14 protein-coding genes are annotated in these 16,332 nt (G+C 48.3%); 9 read left to right on the top strand and 5 right to left on the bottom strand.

The features are described 5' to 3' along the window. Positions 1-281: 281 nt before the first annotated feature. The gene (locus HP568_RS02110) at positions 282-1,913 is read right to left on the bottom strand and encodes a peptide ABC transporter substrate-binding protein (RefSeq protein ID WP_173628173.1); all 1,632 of its coding nucleotides are present in this window, start codon (positions 1,911-1,913) and stop codon (positions 282-284) included. Between the two features lie 223 nt (positions 1,914-2,136). On the opposite strand from HP568_RS02110, the gene HP568_RS02105 reads away from it, so the two are divergent. The 7 genes from HP568_RS02105 to HP568_RS02075 all read left to right on the top strand — a co-directional run bounded on the left by HP568_RS02105 (position 2,137) and on the right by HP568_RS02075 (position 9,717). Then, positions 2,137-2,691: a hypothetical protein gene (locus HP568_RS02105; protein ID WP_173628172.1), complete on the top strand. Its 555-nt coding sequence runs from the start codon at positions 2,137-2,139 to the stop codon at positions 2,689-2,691. Between the two features lie 170 nt (positions 2,692-2,861). Then, the gene (locus tag HP568_RS02100; protein ID WP_173628171.1) at positions 2,862-4,166 is read left to right on the top strand and encodes a hypothetical protein; all 1,305 of its coding nucleotides are present in this window, start codon (positions 2,862-2,864) and stop codon (positions 4,164-4,166) included. Between the two features lie 748 nt (positions 4,167-4,914). Beyond that, a complete protein-coding gene (locus HP568_RS02095) occupies positions 4,915-6,174 on the top strand; it encodes an amidohydrolase (RefSeq protein WP_048031245.1) in 1,260 nt (419 codons plus the stop codon). A gap of 61 nt (positions 6,175-6,235) precedes the next feature. After that, complete coding sequence (locus tag HP568_RS02090; protein WP_305852938.1) at positions 6,236-7,639, top strand: M20 family metallopeptidase; 1,404 nt, start codon at positions 6,236-6,238, stop codon at positions 7,637-7,639. Between the two features lie 125 nt (positions 7,640-7,764). Further along, positions 7,765-7,899 carry a hypothetical protein gene (locus tag HP568_RS29965; RefSeq protein WP_256434899.1) on the top strand — a complete coding sequence of 45 codons (135 nt, stop codon included), beginning with the start codon at positions 7,765-7,767 and terminating at the stop codon, positions 7,897-7,899. A gap of 352 nt (positions 7,900-8,251) precedes the next feature. Further along, positions 8,252-8,821, top strand: a complete 570-nt coding sequence (locus HP568_RS02080) for an NAD(P)/FAD-dependent oxidoreductase (RefSeq protein WP_048031247.1) — start codon at positions 8,252-8,254, stop codon at positions 8,819-8,821. A 14-nt stretch (positions 8,822-8,835) separates the two neighbouring features. Next, positions 8,836-9,717, top strand: coding sequence for a pirin family protein (locus HP568_RS02075; RefSeq protein ID WP_173628169.1), 882 nt, complete (start codon positions 8,836-8,838; stop codon positions 9,715-9,717). Here HP568_RS02075 and HP568_RS02070 read toward each other — a convergent pair. The 3 genes from HP568_RS02070 to HP568_RS02060 all read right to left on the bottom strand — a co-directional run bounded on the left by HP568_RS02070 (position 9,714) and on the right by HP568_RS02060 (position 11,902). Beyond that, positions 9,714-10,403 carry a class I SAM-dependent methyltransferase gene (locus HP568_RS02070; RefSeq protein WP_173628168.1) on the bottom strand — a complete coding sequence of 230 codons (690 nt, stop codon included), beginning with the start codon at positions 10,401-10,403 and terminating at the stop codon, positions 9,714-9,716. The genes HP568_RS02075 and HP568_RS02070 overlap by 4 nt on opposite strands. A gap of 130 nt (positions 10,404-10,533) precedes the next feature. After that, positions 10,534-11,259 carry a hypothetical protein gene (locus HP568_RS02065; RefSeq protein WP_048031250.1) on the bottom strand — a complete coding sequence of 242 codons (726 nt, stop codon included), beginning with the start codon at positions 11,257-11,259 and terminating at the stop codon, positions 10,534-10,536. Between the two features lie 13 nt (positions 11,260-11,272). Beyond that, a complete protein-coding gene (locus tag HP568_RS02060; RefSeq protein WP_048031251.1) occupies positions 11,273-11,902 on the bottom strand; it encodes a YczE/YyaS/YitT family protein in 630 nt (209 codons plus the stop codon). 121 nt (positions 11,903-12,023) lie between these two features. On the opposite strand from HP568_RS02060, the gene HP568_RS02055 reads away from it, so the two are divergent. Next, a complete protein-coding gene (locus tag HP568_RS02055) occupies positions 12,024-13,007 on the top strand; it encodes a LacI family DNA-binding transcriptional regulator (protein ID WP_173628167.1) in 984 nt (327 codons plus the stop codon). Positions 13,008-13,181: 174 nt separating this feature from the next. Further along, a complete protein-coding gene (locus tag HP568_RS02050; RefSeq protein ID WP_035984911.1) occupies positions 13,182-13,676 on the top strand; it encodes a GNAT family N-acetyltransferase in 495 nt (164 codons plus the stop codon). A gap of 361 nt (positions 13,677-14,037) precedes the next feature. Here HP568_RS02050 and HP568_RS02045 read toward each other — a convergent pair whose 3' ends face one another. After that, complete coding sequence (locus tag HP568_RS02045) at positions 14,038-16,134, bottom strand: sigma-54 interaction domain-containing protein (protein ID WP_048031253.1); 2,097 nt, start codon at positions 16,132-16,134, stop codon at positions 14,038-14,040. Positions 16,135-16,332: the final 198 nt, after the last annotated feature.

The following is a 16,332-nucleotide window of genomic DNA, read 5'->3' as shown; positions in this document are numbered from 1 at the left end:
AAGTTGGTGATTACAGAAAACTCACGGCAGGAAGAGAAAAACGGAGCGACCGGAGGCCTTGGTGCGCCTGCCCAGTCGAAACGGAAAAAAGCGGTACACGCTTGTCGACCAACCTCTCCCCTGAGAAGCTTCCGCCCATCGGGTGGCTTTTGGTCGACGTACCGCTTTTTGGAGTGGAGACGGACATCTCCGCTTCCTCGTTGGCGTGCCACCAACGTAGGGAGCCCGTTTTTCTCTTCCCCACCACTATGTTCGCACAAACATAAATAGGATTTTATTCTTTACGGATTAACCGAGGTGTACTTGAAGTACGCGCCCCCCAGCGGGAAGATGATGAAATCCTTCACCTTGTCGTTTTTCACATAAGGGCTTCCGCGGAAGTTGATCGGAGCCAGCGGCATCTCCTCCATAAGAATCGTTTCCGCTTCTAGCAGGATTTTTTTGCGCTCGTCGAGATTAGGCTCGTTGTAGCTCTTGTCGATCAGCTCTTTGAACTTGGCATTTTCCCAATCCGGGTGGTTGTTTCCGCCCGTTTTGTCGCGGAACATCTCCAGGAAGTTGATCGGGTCGTTGAAGTCTGCGCCCCATTGGAAGCGGATCATGTCAAAGTTGGCTTGCGATCGCATGTCGCGGTACACCTTCAGCTCTGCCGTGTACAGCTTCACGTCGACGCCGAGTGCTTTTTTCCACTGATCTTGCAGGGCTTCGGCCAGCTTTTTGTTGGTATCATTCGAGTCAAAGGTGTAGGTAACGGTCGGGAAGGTCGAGAGTCCGAGCTCCTTCATACCTTCTTCCAGCAGTGCCTTGGCTTTCGCCTGGTCTTCTTTAAAGTAGCCGTCTGGTTTTAATCCCATGGAAGTCGGTACCCAACCATAGGCGGCCGGAACACCCGTCTGCAAAATATTGTCGATGATTTCCTGACGGTTGATGGCATAAGCGAAGGCTTGGCGAATTTTTTTGTTGTTGAATGGTGGTTTGTTTGTATTAAAAACAACGGATTGAGTGCCGGGATTATCCGCGACCATTAGCTTTCCTGCATCTTTGAGTGTAGGGATTGCGTCGGTCGGAAGTGTTGAGGCAGGATAGCCGCCCCAGTCGATATCGCCATTTTCGAACATCGAGAACGCTGTATTGTTGTCCTCGATCATAGCAATTTCAATCCGGTCGAGCTTGACGTTGTCTTTATCCCAGTAGTTCGGGTTTTTCGTAAAGACGATTCTGCTTTTGTGCTCCCACGTGTCCATGATGAATGGACCATTTCCTACGATTGTTTTCGCTTCATCCGCCCATTTCGGGTTTCCTTCCAGCGTTTTTTGATGCAACGGGAAGAGGGTAGGGAAGAAGGTTAGCTCACGGAAAAATGGAGTCGGTGACTTCAGATTGAATTCCACGGTGTAGTCGTCTACAGCCTTGACACCTACATCCTCTGCTTTGCCTTTCCCCGTATTGTACTCCTCTCCTCCTTTAATGTAATAAAGCTGGTAGGCGTACTCGGACGCTGTTTTCGGATCGAGGTTGCGCTTGATCGCATAGACGAAATCATGGGCGGTAACAGGAGCTCCGTTGCTCCATTTGGCGTCCTTGCGAATTTTGAAGGTGTAATTCATGTAATCCGGCGAGTTGGTGAAGCTCTCAGCCGTAGCATTGACGAGTTGTCCATTCGTGTCATAGCTGGTCAAACCTTCAAAGGCAGCGTAAATCATGTCAAACGAATCCGCGTCGACGGCGATCCCAGGGTCCATCGAAGGCGGCTCACTGTTGATGCTCCATTTTAACACCATCGGCTCTGTTTTTGTCGCTTCTGCAGGTGTAGTGGAGCCTGTGGGTTCAGCGGGTGCGGAAGAGTTCGAGCACCCCGCTAGTACCCCGAAAAGCAAGGTAAGACAGGTTGCAATTGCCAGTCCCTTTTTCATAAATACCCCCTTAAAAATGATAGAAAACGTATATTCAGAATATTTGCTTGCGTTTTCGATAGCAAAGGAATTTTTTTAGTTTCTCGATAAAAAATATTTACTTAGGTCATTGATAGATAGGAATAGTGGTATAAAATTAATTGACTTTTCTCAAAAATTTACTCGTTTTTAAAAATATGGTATATTTTGGTAGTTATTAATGATAGGAGAGGTGGGGATCACTATGTTCAAGAAAATGGTTTTTTCCGCATTAAGTGTAGCCGTATTTTCTGCAGTGTTAACGTCACCGATTCAAGCCAATAGTGTTGGTGGGCAGAAAGAACCTTCATTAGCTTCTGCCAGATGGAGTTCAGATGAGGAGTGGATTCGAAAATCTGCTGCTGTCCCAGCAGGTTGGGTCGTCATTCGTGAAGATCTAGGCTCCAAGCTCATTAAAAATACAGCAGGTGCTCCCTATGGTGAGGAATTACGAGTTAGCAAATATTCTCCCGTTCCAGCGGGGTGGGTCGTTTTAAGAGATGAAGTAGCTGGTCGGGTGATCAAATATGTAATAGGAGCAACTTATCGTACGGAGTTCAATGTAACCAAGTTCTCCCCGATTCCAACTGGATGGGTTGTCGCGCGAGAAAATTATGACAGCAAAACGATTATGAATGTCGTTGGAGCTCCTTATGGAACCGTATTATTAGTAAGCAAATATTCACCTGTTCCACCAGGATGGGTTTACGAGGGACAAGTGGCTGCTGGCAAGTACATTAAAAACTTGAATCGCTATTAGTCGTATAAAACATAGAGAAAGAACTGATGGATAAGGTGTATATAACCATCAGTTCTTTTTTATTCTTTTTCGTTCGGCAACACATTTGGTATTCGATGGACAAAGAGAAGCGTACATGATATGAATGAGGAAAAGGTGTCTATCAAGAACAGGTAGGAGAAAGCGCCCTTATGTATAGAATCGGTGTTGTAGGACCGTATCCTTCGGTGGAGCGGATACTGGCGGTCGCCAATGAATTTGAGCATGAGATCGAATTTGTTCCTTTTCGATATGAGGACGTTCGTGACGTGAGCAAGATCGTTCTGGAGCATCATCCAGAATTAAATGGATGGTTTTTCTCTGGCCCGATTCCGTTTACGATTGCGAAAAACGTACTCAGCCCGGATGCCAATATCGTGTATTGCCCACCGAACGGTTCGAATTTGTATCGTTGCTTCATCCAGATGTCGATTGATCAAAAGACAGCCGTGAACCGTGTATCGATTGATATGATTGAGTCGGAAGGAACGCACTTACGTGAGGCGATGTCGGAGCTGGACATACACGAAGAGGGGATTTACGTCAGTACGTACAACGAAAATTTTGACCTCGATGCGATCACGCAGTTTCATGTATCGCTGTGGCGTGAAGGCAAGACACAAGGAGCGTTCACCACGTTTTCTGTGGTTGAGCATGCGCTGCGCGAGGAGGGTATTCCTGTCTATCGTGTCCTGATGACGAAAATGGAGATTCGTCAGGCGATGAAAATCGTCATCGAAAAGGTGAAAAGCTCCTATTTTAAGGACACACAAATCGGGGTAGAGATCATTGAGCTGGAGCAGTTTGACAAGATTCCAGAGCGGACCAGCACGCGCTTTTACTTGCAGCATCTGGAGCTGAAGATCAGACAAATCCTGCTTGCGCTCTGCGATCGGCTGGACGGCTCTCTATTGGCAAATGGCAACGGACGCTACCAGATTTTCAGTTCGCGTGGTGCGATTCAGCGAGAGATTGAAATGCTACGACATACGGTGGAACAGCTCTCTTTGGAGGCAGAGGTTCCGGTTGCAGTAGGTGTAGGCTTTGGGGATACAGCTTTTTCTGCGGAAAACAATGCGCGAAAAGCGATCCAGCATGCAAAAGAACGACCGGGGGCAGGCATTGTCGTCGTACAGGATAATGGCGTCATGATGGAATCGGTGGGAGAAACAGAGGAGCTCACCTATTCGTTCCGCTCCAGTGACCGAGAGCTATTGGAAAAGCTGAACCGGGCCAATGTAAGTGTCAAATCGTATCACAAGCTGCGTGCGCTTGTTCAGCGTATGGGCTGGAAGACGTTTTCGACGACGGATATCGCTTCGCATTTGTCGATGACAGTACGGAATGCCCAGCGGATCATGGGTAGCTTGTGCGAAGTGGATTTGGCCGAGTTCGGCGGGGAAGAGCAGCAGGCTGTGCGTGGACGACCGAAGAAGCTTTATCAGTTAAAGAAATGAAAGCACCCGACGAGAGGTTTCGGGTGTTTTTTCATGTCATGGGGCTGCAGTGGAGAGAAGAATATTTCCAGACTAGGCTCCAGGCTCCGTCCTGCTGAGGGGAAAGACTGTCCGCTCCGAAGGGATTCGCGGGGAAACGCAAAAGTGGTAGCCGCTTCGTAGCGCGAGCACGTTGCGTTTCTTTTGCCCGCGAACCCCTTCTCCGCTCGGTAGGACTTCACAAGTCGCTACGTCTGGAAATATTCTTCTCTGTCGTAACTGATGATATTTCTTCATTCATATAAATCTTTAAAAGCTCGTTTAAACATGGATAGCTCGCAGAGGAAACAGGAGAAATAAGCGAAGATCTTAGGGACACCGACCGAGACGCAATGCAAAAAGCGAAACACGCTCTTAAGCGTCCACCTCTGAAAAACCTCCTGAATGGACTACTTTGGACGCGGTTTCGCTTTTTGCATGGAGTCGTGCAGTCAATCCCCCAGCGGGTGGCCCTATAAGCTGAGCGTTTTCTCCTGTTTCCTCCCCATCACAACAGCGAGAAGAAGTTTTGTTATTTTTCAAGAACTCTAACAACTTCTATTGAAAAAACAGAGAGGCAACTATATAATTCAATTAAGCGAAAATGTCTTTTAATATTCGTATATTGTAAGGGTTTACATTTGCCAGTCTTCTCATATTACTAGAGCTTGCCTATCGGACCTGGGCATGGAAAAAGACATGCTCCAGAGTTAACAGGAGGAATTGAACGATGTTGGATCTGGTTTCGTTGCGAAGAGATTTTCATAGACATCCAGAGGTGGGTTTTACGGAGTTCCGAACTGCTTCCAAGGTAGTAGAGATTTTGACGTCCCTCGGCTATGAGGTCATATACGGACAAGAAGCAATCGATGGAGATTCCCGTCGGGGCTTGCCTTCCGAGGCGGTTCTCGAGGCAGCGTATGAAAGAGCTTTGCGTGACGGTGCAAACCCGGCGATCGTGGAAAAAATGCGCGGTGGCTATACAGCAGTGATCGGTGTGAAGAAAGGGAAGGCACCTGGACCAACGGTTGCATTCCGTTTTGACATGGACGCACTGCCTGTTTTGGAAAGCACGGAGCAAGATCATTTTCCACAAGCGAATGGCTTCCGCTCCCACTATGAAGGTAACATGCATGCCTGTGCTCACGACGGTCATACCACGATTGGCTTGGGATTGGCAGAAGCGCTTGCAGCAGGAGATTTTTCCGGTACGCTCAAACTGATCTTCCAACCAGCCGAAGAAGGTGTTCGCGGTGCATACGCGATCGTGGAAAAAGGCCATTTGGACGATGTTGACTATATTTTCTGCAACCATTTGGGTGTCAATGTGCCGCTAGGTGAGGTACATGGCGGTTCCTACGGATTTTTGGCTACCACGAAAATGATGGCGCATTTCTATGGTGTTTCTTCACATGCTGGTGCGTCGCCAGAGCAAGGGAAAAATGCATTGCTCGGAGCGGCTACCGCCCTGTTGAACATTCATGCGATTCCGCGCTTCAGCACGGGTGATACAAGAATCAATGTGGGTGTGCTAGAAGGCGGAACAGCAGCGAACATCATTCCAGCCTATGCCAAGATGGTTGTGGAGACTCGCTCCATTACCGAAGAAGTAAATGCAGAAGTAGAAAACCGCGTACGCAACATCATCGCACACAGTGCCGCTATGCATGAACTCGACTACAAGATCGAAGTCGTCGGGGGAGCCATCCCGATCAACTACGATGTGGAGATGGCAGAGCTGGCACTGGAAGAAGCCAAGCAAGTAGAAGGCTTCCATTCCTTTAAGCACGGCGATTACAATTCGATGGGCAGTGAAGATGCCAGCTTTATGATTAAACGCGTTCAGGATCGTGGCGGAAAAGGAACGTACATGGCAATCGGTACGGACATCCCGGCGCCTCACCACCATCCGAAATTCGATATACAAGAAGAGATTTTGCCACGCAGCGTAGCGCTTTTGAACCGAATTGCCAGACGATTGCTGACGTAAAAAACGTTCCTAACTGAGCGAAAAAGCACGTGGACAACGAGGGCAGAGAGGATGTTTGCGAATGCATACCAAGCGAATTGCAGAAATGATTGAGAAAAAACGGGAAGCCTTTATCAAGGTGAGCGACCAGATTTGGGATTTCGCGGAGACGCGTTTTGAAGAGTACCAATCTGCTGAGCTGCTGGTTCAAACACTCGAAGGAGAGGGCTTCAAGGTTGAACGCGGTGTAGGCGGAATCCAAACGGCCTTCATCGGAAGCTTTGGCAGCGGCAATCCTGTCGTGGCGATTTTGGGCGAGTTCGACGCTCTGTCGGGTATGAGCCAGAAAAAAGGCCAAACCACAGAAGAGCCTCTCGTAGCAGGAGCAAACGGCCATGGCTGCGGACACAACCTGCTTGGTACCGCTTCTCTTGCGGCAGCAGTTGCAGTGAAAGAGTACATGGAAGAGAACAACTTGACGGGGACAGTTCGTTACTACGGCTGCCCAGGAGAAGAAGGCGGCTCCGGGAAAGCGTTCATGGCGCGAGCAGGATTGTTTGACGACGTGGATTTCGCACTTTGCTGGCACCCAATGGGCTACAACAGCATCATGTCCATAGATTCGCTCGCGAACTATCAAATCTACTTCAAGTTCAAAGGAAAGAGCGCCCATGCGGCAGCAAGTCCACATCTCGGTCGAAGCGCACTCGATGCAGTGGAATTGATGAACGTCGGCGTGAACTACTTGCGTGAGCACATCATCCCGGAAGCACGTGTGCACTATGCCATCACGAACTCCGGCGGCTTGTCGCCAAATGTGGTTCAACCGAAAGCAGAGGTGCTCTATCTCGTACGTGCGCCAAAGGTTGATCAAGTACAGGAGATTTACGAGCGCGTATGCAAAATTGCGCAAGGCGCTGCGCTCATGACCGAAACCGAGGTAGAGATCGTATTCGACAAAGCGTGCTCGAACCTCGTTCAAAACAAGCTACTCGAAGAGGTTATGTATAAAAACTTCCAGGAGCTGGGCGTCCCTGTGCATGATGAAGCGGAGCTGCAATTGGCAAAAGAAATGCGTGCGACGCTGTCCAAGCAGGAGCTCGCTACTTCGGAAAAACAGTCACCGGACATGCCTGCTCCAGACATGGTGACATGGCTCAATCCATTCGACGGATCAAAAATTCCGCTGAACGGCTCCACGGATGTAGGGGATGTGAGCTGGATTACGCCGACCGCACAATGCACGACTGCGTGCTATATAAACGGCTCCACGCTGCACTCCTGGCAATGGGTGTCTCTCGGGGCGACATCCATGGCACATAAAGGGATGCTGCATGCGGGGAAAGTCATGGCTTCTACAGCGATTGACATGCTGAAAAACCCAGAGCTGATCGAACAGGCAAAAGTCGAGCTGAAACAGCGTTTGGGCGATCAAACGTATGTGTGCCCGATTCCAGATGGTGTCATGCCTTCTGTGAAAAAATAAGAGACACACGGAATTAACACGCGGACGACTTCTGAACGATCAGGGGTCGTCTTTTTTGTTCAAGAGCAAGGTCTTCGTGTAGAATAGCCAAAAGGAGTTGCGAAAATCAGATGAAAGCCCTGCTCATGTTATCTTACGCCTCGTTGCAATCAATCGATGATGTACTGCCCTTTTACACCCATCTGTTTCACGGCAAAATCCCTTCGTCGGATACGTTGCTGGCTGCCAAGACACGATTTCAATCCATCGGCGTTGAATGATTCGGCTGACTATATCGACGCTCTCGTGGAGCTGATTCGTGAGAGAATGGAGCAGTCCGAAGAGAGGAAGAGTTGACGTCTTCCTCTTCTTTTTTGCTGTAGCGCGAAAATATCCTTGACGAATAAGCATGTTCGTTATATCTTTAATTTAAGATATATCACAACCACAGTTTTTCCCCCACCTTGTCATGAACGAAACGTATTCAATCGGTTCTAATATCTCTAATTTGAGATATAGAGGAGGGGCGTTTCTACGGATTATTAGGAATGATGGGGTAATAATACGAGAGTAGCCAGTGTCTAGCTGGCAGAACGAATCGTCATTTTTTCAAAGTGAAAGGGGTACATCATTATGTATGATATCGTCATTATTGGAGCAGGACCTGCTGGATCGAGCGCGGCACTTTTTGCGGCAAAATCAGGCAAGAAAACGTTGCTTGTGGACAACGACAAGAGCGTAACTAAGCGGGCATTATTTTGGAATTACCTTGGTGTGATGGAAATGACAGGACCTGAGCTTGTAGAAACAGGGAAACAGCAGGCGGTCAAGTTTGGAGCCGAATTGGTGCAAGACAAAGTAACGAACATTGTGAAAAAGGAAGATGGCTTTGTCATTGAGACAGAGGACAAAGGGCAGTTTGAAGCCAATCAGGTCATCCTGACGACGGGGATGCTGGTGGACTTGGCGGGACAATTGGGAATTGAAACAAAGCCAGGGACCGAACCGCGTGTCAAAACGGTTATTGCGGTAGACAACAGCGGCAAGACGAGCATGGAAGGCGTTTGGGCCGCAGGTGTTTGTGCTGGTGCCGGCTTCCACGCCATTATTACTGCCGGAGACGGTGCCAAGGTAGCGGTCAATGTCATTAGTGAGCTGAATGGTGAAAGATATATCGACCATGATGTACTGCCAGCAAAATAAAGGGGGCCTGAACAATGACAACCTTTCGTAAAATCGAGGAGGTCTACAAGGGAGCCCCCTTCCATATGGTCGGAGACGGTTTTCGTGTCTCCAACTACTTTCCGTCGGGAAATCGGTTTGGGCAACGATTTAGTCCCTTTATCTTGATGGATTATAACGCGCCCTTTGTGTTTCCTCCCAGTGAGCAGGTCAGAGGCGTAGGAGCGCATCCTCATCGCGGATTTGAGACCGTCACTATTGCTTATGAGGGGGCCATTGAGCATCATGACAATCAAGGAAATCATGGCATCATTGGGCCAGGAGACGTACAGTGGATGACGGCAGGCTCGGGACTTTTACACAAGGAATATCATGAACGAGAGTTTGCCAAGCGCGGCGGACTGTTTCAAATGATTCAGCTCTGGGTGAACCTTCCCCGTGCAAACAAGATGCATTCCCCGAGATATCAGGAGCTGCTGTCTTCCCAAATGGGAAGAAGCGATTTACCCGATGGTGGTGGGAGCGTTCGCGTCATTGCAGGAGAATTCAACGGCATAAAGGGGCCAGCGCAAACATTTACGCCGATCCATTTGTTCGATATGGAGCTCAAAGCAGGTGGAAAAGCACAATGTAGCCTGCCAACGTCCTTTAATACCGCTGCTCTAATACTGCGAGGATCAGCCCGAGTCAACGAAAACCAGGTAGTCCATGAAGGAGATTTTGTCTTGTTTGAAAATGTCCCCGGAGAGATTCAGCTAGAAGGACAAGCAGACCGTACAATCATTCTTGTACTCAGCGGGGAACCGATCGACGAGCCGATTGTCATGCACGGTCCATTTGTTATGAATAGCCCGGAGGAAATCGCTGAGGCTTTTAACGATTATCAGATGGGCAAAATGGGAAATCCAAATTTCTAGTGGGGTGTCAGCCACCATACCCCCGCGCATTCCGGCAATGTCACCAGCTTTTCCCGAGCGACTCTGTTCCCGAGCTCCTCTCCAAAGAAAAACCGTGAAAGCTGTTCTGCTTCGGCTATGTCTGTAAACTGATAGTCCAAGCGAATCCATTTGTGAGAGAAGCCGTACTTATTTTCTAACAAGGAATAGTACTGTGTAAGAAATTCGGGTGGGTACGGTGTTTCATATCCAGTACCCATCGTCTCCATGATGACGATCGTGCCACCAGGACGAAGCACGCGCTTCATCTCCTGAATGATCTTTTCAAGATTGAGCTCATTGTTGGGAACTTCTGAACTGGTAAGGTAACAAACCGTCCATCCCGCTACGAGGACATCCGAACTGTTATCGTCTGCGGGAAGTTCTCGATGATCCGCTACGCTGGTTTTCCAATTGGAAAGACCCGCTTGCGTCAGTTGATGTGCATTCACTTCTAGCATGGCAGCGGAAGCATCGAGAGCCAGAATGGACTTGGCATGAGGGGCGAGCACAGATGTAAGTCTTCCTGAGCCAGCTCCCAGATCGATCACATCGTGTCCCTTAATGGGGGTGATTTCTTCGATGACAGCGAGCAGACTTGGTTGTCTGGAAATCATCAGATCGTACTGTTCCGCTTGGTTTTTATAAATTTGTTCGTGGTTTGGCATCGTTCACCCTCCAGTTACTTGATCGTACTGGAAAATATCGTAAAGCTTCACGCCACGTGAAGGTCAAGAGATAGAAAAAAGGATTCCGCCTGGCAGTCTTATGAGCCACAGGGGAATCCTTCTTTTTCATTTAGGAACGGACAGAAATTAAATCCTTCGCCAGCGCTACCATCTGATCATGAAGGGTAGGGTCCAGTTGAGTGCTTCCGGTGTGGTACGCGAGATGATAGAAGATTCCTTGATCATAGAACTCCATCTCATGGGCGTTTGTGACGATCAGATTTACTGCCTGATTTTTATCATCGTACTTGTAAAAGTTATACACATAAGAGCTGTTCGTCGTGATGATATGATGATAGAAAGTGATATCGTCAGTAAGTGACTCAACGCGCATGACGTTCCCAAACGAGTCCAGTCCAGAAGCAGATGGCTTCACGTGGGCCAAAGGGTTTTCATCTGTCTCTGTCATACGTACGATGAAGAAGTTTTCCGTTATCGGGACTTCGTTACCCTGCGCGTATGTCAGTTGTAGCTGGTGTCGTGTTACTTTTTCCGAGCCTGAGGCGAATGAGACGAGATAGGCCCTCTCTTTTTCGACAGGAAAAGGTAGCTTCGTTTTATCCACTGGCTTGATTCGGCTTTGGAGAGACGAAGGCAATAGCGGTGTCATTTCCTGAATACTCATCGGCCGGTAATGCTTCACGTTTTCAGGATCTTGGGTAAGTCTGTGAATTTCGCTCTGGGCAAAAACATCTCCGCTAGCTTTTACGAGACCAGTGGAAGAGGAGCAACCGACAAGCAATAGAAACAGGCTCACTGCAAGGGAACTCACGACTTTTGGTCGGAAATTTCTCAAGGCTTTCCTCCTCTTATGCCTCCGCCCCCTTCGTTTGATTGACGAGACGAAGCATCTTATTCCCGACGTTAATAGCAGCTTGAATAATGTAGCCAGTCGTAAAAGACAGCACGACTGTTCCGTAATAAATCGGGCCATCTAACAGGAAACTTGCGCTAAGAAACATGCACGCCAGCAAAATTTCTGTCCGTCTGAATGTCCACTTTAATCTTTTCGACATAACCAGTACAAATGCCTCTTGGGGAGCTGTGCACACTTGCGTACACACATACAAACCGATACCGCTGCCGATACAAATGTTTCCGAGTGCCATGGTCAGAAGCGGCGGCAAGGAACGGATTGCAGCCATAAGCGCATCGATGGACCCGATCAAATCGACAAAGATGGAGATCAGCAACATGACCAAAATGGCACCGACAGTAATATAACTTCGATCCATGAAAAGGACGATGATGACAAAGGTCAGATTAATGGCAAACATCCAGAAGCCAATCGATATCCCGAAGTTTTGATACAGGGCAATAAACAGAGAATCATACGGACTAAGACCAAATGATGTAATGGTCGTCATCATGTTGATCCCGAGCGCCAAAATCAATAAGCCTACGATAAACAAGAGGTATTCAAATTTTAAGCGAATCACAAAACACGACTCCTTTCATTCTACATAAGGAGAGCATAATGTGTGGAACGCTTTTCAGAGCAAGCGGAATGTGCTTTGATGTATGTAATAAGTACTGATCCGACTTAGAGGAGTAATCCGAGTGGCTAACATAAGAGAAATCGCGAAATTGGCAGGTGTATCCGTTTCAACCGTTTCCCGTGTGCTTAACAACCATCCGTACGTGAACGAGAAAAAACGCGCGGAGATTCTCAAGATTATTGAAGAACAAAACTATGTTCAAAACAGTAATGCGGTCCACCTCTCTACGGGAAAAACGATGGTCATCGGTGTGACATTGCCTCTCGTCAACAACCAATACTACAGCTCCATTATCGAGGGCATTGCAGCAGAAGCAGTCCAGCATCATTACAAGCTGATGGTGTGCCAAACGAATAACAACCCCGAGCAAGAACGCAGCGTGTTGCACTTGCTGAAAAATAAAAAAATCGACGGGCTCATCATGTGCTCCAGGTCCAGCTCTTGCGAAACGCTCAATGAATACGCAGGATACGGACCTATCATCACGTGTGAAGCAAATGATACCCCCTCTGTTTCGAGTGTTCATATCGACCACTATCAAACGTTTCTGATCGGGATGGAGTACCTGATGAAGAAGGGGCATCACCGGATCGGATATTGCATCGGCAGAAAAAACAGTTTTAACAGTCAGCATCGCAAACGTGCCTATTACGAAAAGCTGCGTTCGATTGACGTGACACCCTCTCCTGAATGGTCGTTTGAAGAGTGTTTAACGATCCAAGACGGCAAGGATGTCGTGGGGAAATTGCTGCAAACAGAAGAGCGGCCGACAGCAATGATCGTATCGTGCAATCATATAGCGGCAGGGATCATCAAAGAAGCAAGCAGATTGGGGATTCGCGTACCGGAAGATTTAGCTGTAGTTGGTTGCGATGATCAGCCAATCGGAGAACTGCTAGAAATCACCACCGTATCCAGCTCCAGTACGTTAATGGGAAAATACGCATTTGAGATGCTGCATGAGCGGATTTGGACACAGCAGCAGGATGGGAAAAAGGAAGAGATGGAACTGACGCCCGTATTGGTAGAGCGACTGACGACGTAAAGCTTGAAAGATAGCACAATGGATCAAAAAAATGCCAGTGATCCCCCGCTTCTCTAGACGTTTGTTCAACCGGACGCAATGAATTTTACAGTACTTTCACACGCCATCCATTCCAGCTTTATACCCGTTTGCTACAGTGTAAATGTAAGAGCGAATGTACAGGAGGCGGGTAGGGTGGAAGTGCAGATTGAGCGCGTCGTAAGAGATGATTTTGCGGAAATGATCACGTTGGCGGATATGACATTACCCGATCGAATGAACTTGCATGAGCTGAAAAAGTATATGGAGCTGTTTCCTGAGCTGATTTTCAAGGCGACCTACAACGGCCAGCTCATCGGTTTTAGCTGCGCCGGCATTGATATGTACCAGACGACTGGCTGGCTTCTGTTCAGTAATGTGAGCAAGGAGTTTCAAGGACAAGGCATCGGCAAGCGGCTAATCGAAGCCAGACTGCAAGCCCTGCGCCAGTTTCCGACACTTCGCACCGTGCAGGTTACGGTGAGTGAAACAAACGCATCCTCTATTCGTGCGTTGTCTGCCTATGGCTTCCGCCTGGCTCATGCTGAACAGGATTACTACGGGCCGGGCAAGCATCGGAATTTGATGGAGCTGCCTATTTTGCCTATGATTCAACCAGAAAAAATAGAGTCGTCCATTGTGACTACCTAAATTGAATATATTTAAAGCGGAGGAGCTAAAACCTACCGCTTTTTTTGTTAGGCTGATATCGATGCTGTAGTGGAAGGAAGAAGTGCATTTCCAGTCTACGCTTCGGCCTACGCCCTACAAGGGGGATTGACTGTCCGCTTCGGAATAAATAGTGGGAGCGCTTCAAACGTAGAAGTTTCGATGAAGGATTCCATAAGTGAAGCTTAAATTCCCCACCATTTATTCCGAAGCTGGGTAGGGCTCCAGAGGCGCTTGGACTGGAAATGCACTTCTTCCTACGTGGCTTTGGTCAACATCTCGAGAGTGATTCAAGAAGTGTGGCAGGGCTTCGGGCTCCACATTTGTTGGAAGACAACAATAATTACCCCTTCGTAGCAATCAGCAAAGCAGCCAACACCTGCTGCCCAAACGCAGTAATCTGCGTCCCTTGCTTCTTGACCCCGATCAAGACACATCCAGCGCGGTCCAGCACAGTCAGCTTTTGTCTGATTTGGGCTTCAGTCATGGAGGGACTCTCCATTCTCGCGAGCAGGGCACTACGTCCAATACGCTCCTGACGTTTGTAGCAATCGGACAGCACTTGCAGGATCGCTGCGTAATCTCCCAAGGAGCCTTGCCTGGACAAATACCGGATTGTATCTTCCAACGTATCATCTCGGTGAGAGAGAAGTGGCGGAGTAGAGACATGTCCCGCAAAAAAACGCTCCGGCAAATGAGCCAACTCCACCTGATTCCCTTCTGCGATGACGACTGCATAGTGAATGAAATTTTCCAGCTCGCGAATATTGCCTGGCCAATCGTAACGGAGTAGCTGTTCCGTCACTTCCCGTGAGAAGGACAGACGCTGCTTTTTTTTCTGCAAGAAATAATCGATCAGCACCAAAATATCATCGGGACGGTCACGCAAGGGCTGGATGTGCAGTGGCAGGACGTTCAGTCTGTAGTACAAATCCTCGCGAAACGTCCCTTTTTTGACCATTTCCATCAGGTTGCAATTCGTAGCGGCGATGACGCGGACGTTGACTGGAATGACGCGATAGCCGCCTACACGCATGACCTGCTTTTCCTGGAGAACACGAAGCAGTGACGCCTGGATGCTAAGCGGGGCATCCCCAATCTCGTCCAGAAAAATAGTCCCGTTGTGAGCTAGCTCGAACAGCCCCATTTTTCCGCCTTTTCGTGCTCCGGTAAAAGAACCTTCCTCGTACCCGAACAATTCGCTTTCTACCAGGCTCTCGGTCAGCCCTGCAAAATTGACGGGGACGAACGGACCGTCACGGCGCGTCGAGTGTTGATGGATGGCTTGGGCAAAAACCTCCTTCCCGGTTCCGTTTTCCCCTGTGATGAGAATCGTAAAGTCGCTTTCGGCCAGCTTGGTCGCGACTCGCTTGTTGGTCTGAATAGACGGGCTTTTGCCGATGATATTGTCAAACGAATACTTGGTCATCAGTCCGAGATTGGCACTCTTCGTCCGGATTTCCTGTTCGATCTGCTGCACCTTCGTCACGTCCTGAAAGGTAATGACAGCGCCAAGAAACTGGTCATCCAAGAACGTGGGGATCTTGGTCACCAAGAGATACAAATCGCGGAACTCCAATACTTGCTTCGTTACTTCCGTGTGTGACTCTACTACCTCCAGAATAAGAAATTCGGGAATGACCTCCGCTACATTTCGCCCGATGCAAGTGGTTTCAGCCATATGCAAAATTTTCTCGGCTTCTTTGTTCAGCACAGTGATATTCCCTGTGGCATCTGTGCCAATGATGCCTTCATGGACGGCATTTAAAATGGAGCTCAGCTTTTCATTCAGCTTCCGTTCATTGTGTACCGAGTTGGTCAGCTTCCGCCCGATATGGACGAAATCACTGATGAAGTCAGCCGTGTACAGATTTGCCTTATCCGGAGACAGATCAAGCAGACGCGAAATATCAAAGATCGTCGTCAAATCCAAAGGGCGGTGGCCCAACTCAATGACGTTTTCAAAATGAGCAGGAATCAGCTCTCTGAGCCCATGACAGACAGCGACATCTATTTGATCTTTTTCAGGAAGTGGAGTCTTGGTATCGGGTACGTACGGCACAAATGTCAGATGAGAGAATCCGAGATGAAACAAGAGCTCAATTGCGCCTTCTACCATTTCGATGGAGTTGGACACGAATAGACAGCGCGTTCCTGGCGGCAAGTCCATGAGTTGATCCAATTTGTTAATGTCAATCGTGCGCCTTGCTAGTAGCACAGGGATATCTGGCGGAGGAACTGGCTGATCGTGCAAGAGACTCGTGTCCGAAACGAGGATGAGATCAACTTCATCGTACACACTCGGGTGAAGCTGTTCTTGCATGTGGTTTCGAATGATGTCCAAGCGGTTACCGAAAAAAGACGTAAGCGTGTTTGCAAATAGCAGGCTGATCGTCTCTAGTCGGGTCATCAACAAGATGCATGGTTTCTGTTTGATCATGATGCGACTCCTTTATATCTGCCGAATAGCTTTTAGATTTGGGTGGAAATATTGGATTAAATATCAACAAAAAACAACCTATATTATAACCTAAAAATCCAGAATTGTTCAGAAATGCTTAACTTTTATAACAATATAGATTTGGCACAAATCTTGCTATACATCCGGTAGAGCAAAAAGAGATACTAGAGAAGACAT

This window comes from Brevibacillus sp. MS2.2 (assembly GCF_013284345.1).
GTDB classification, from domain to species: domain Bacteria; phylum Bacillota; class Bacilli; order Brevibacillales; family Brevibacillaceae; genus Brevibacillus; species Brevibacillus brevis_C.
This window is presented reverse-complemented; position numbering and strand designations above follow the sequence as displayed.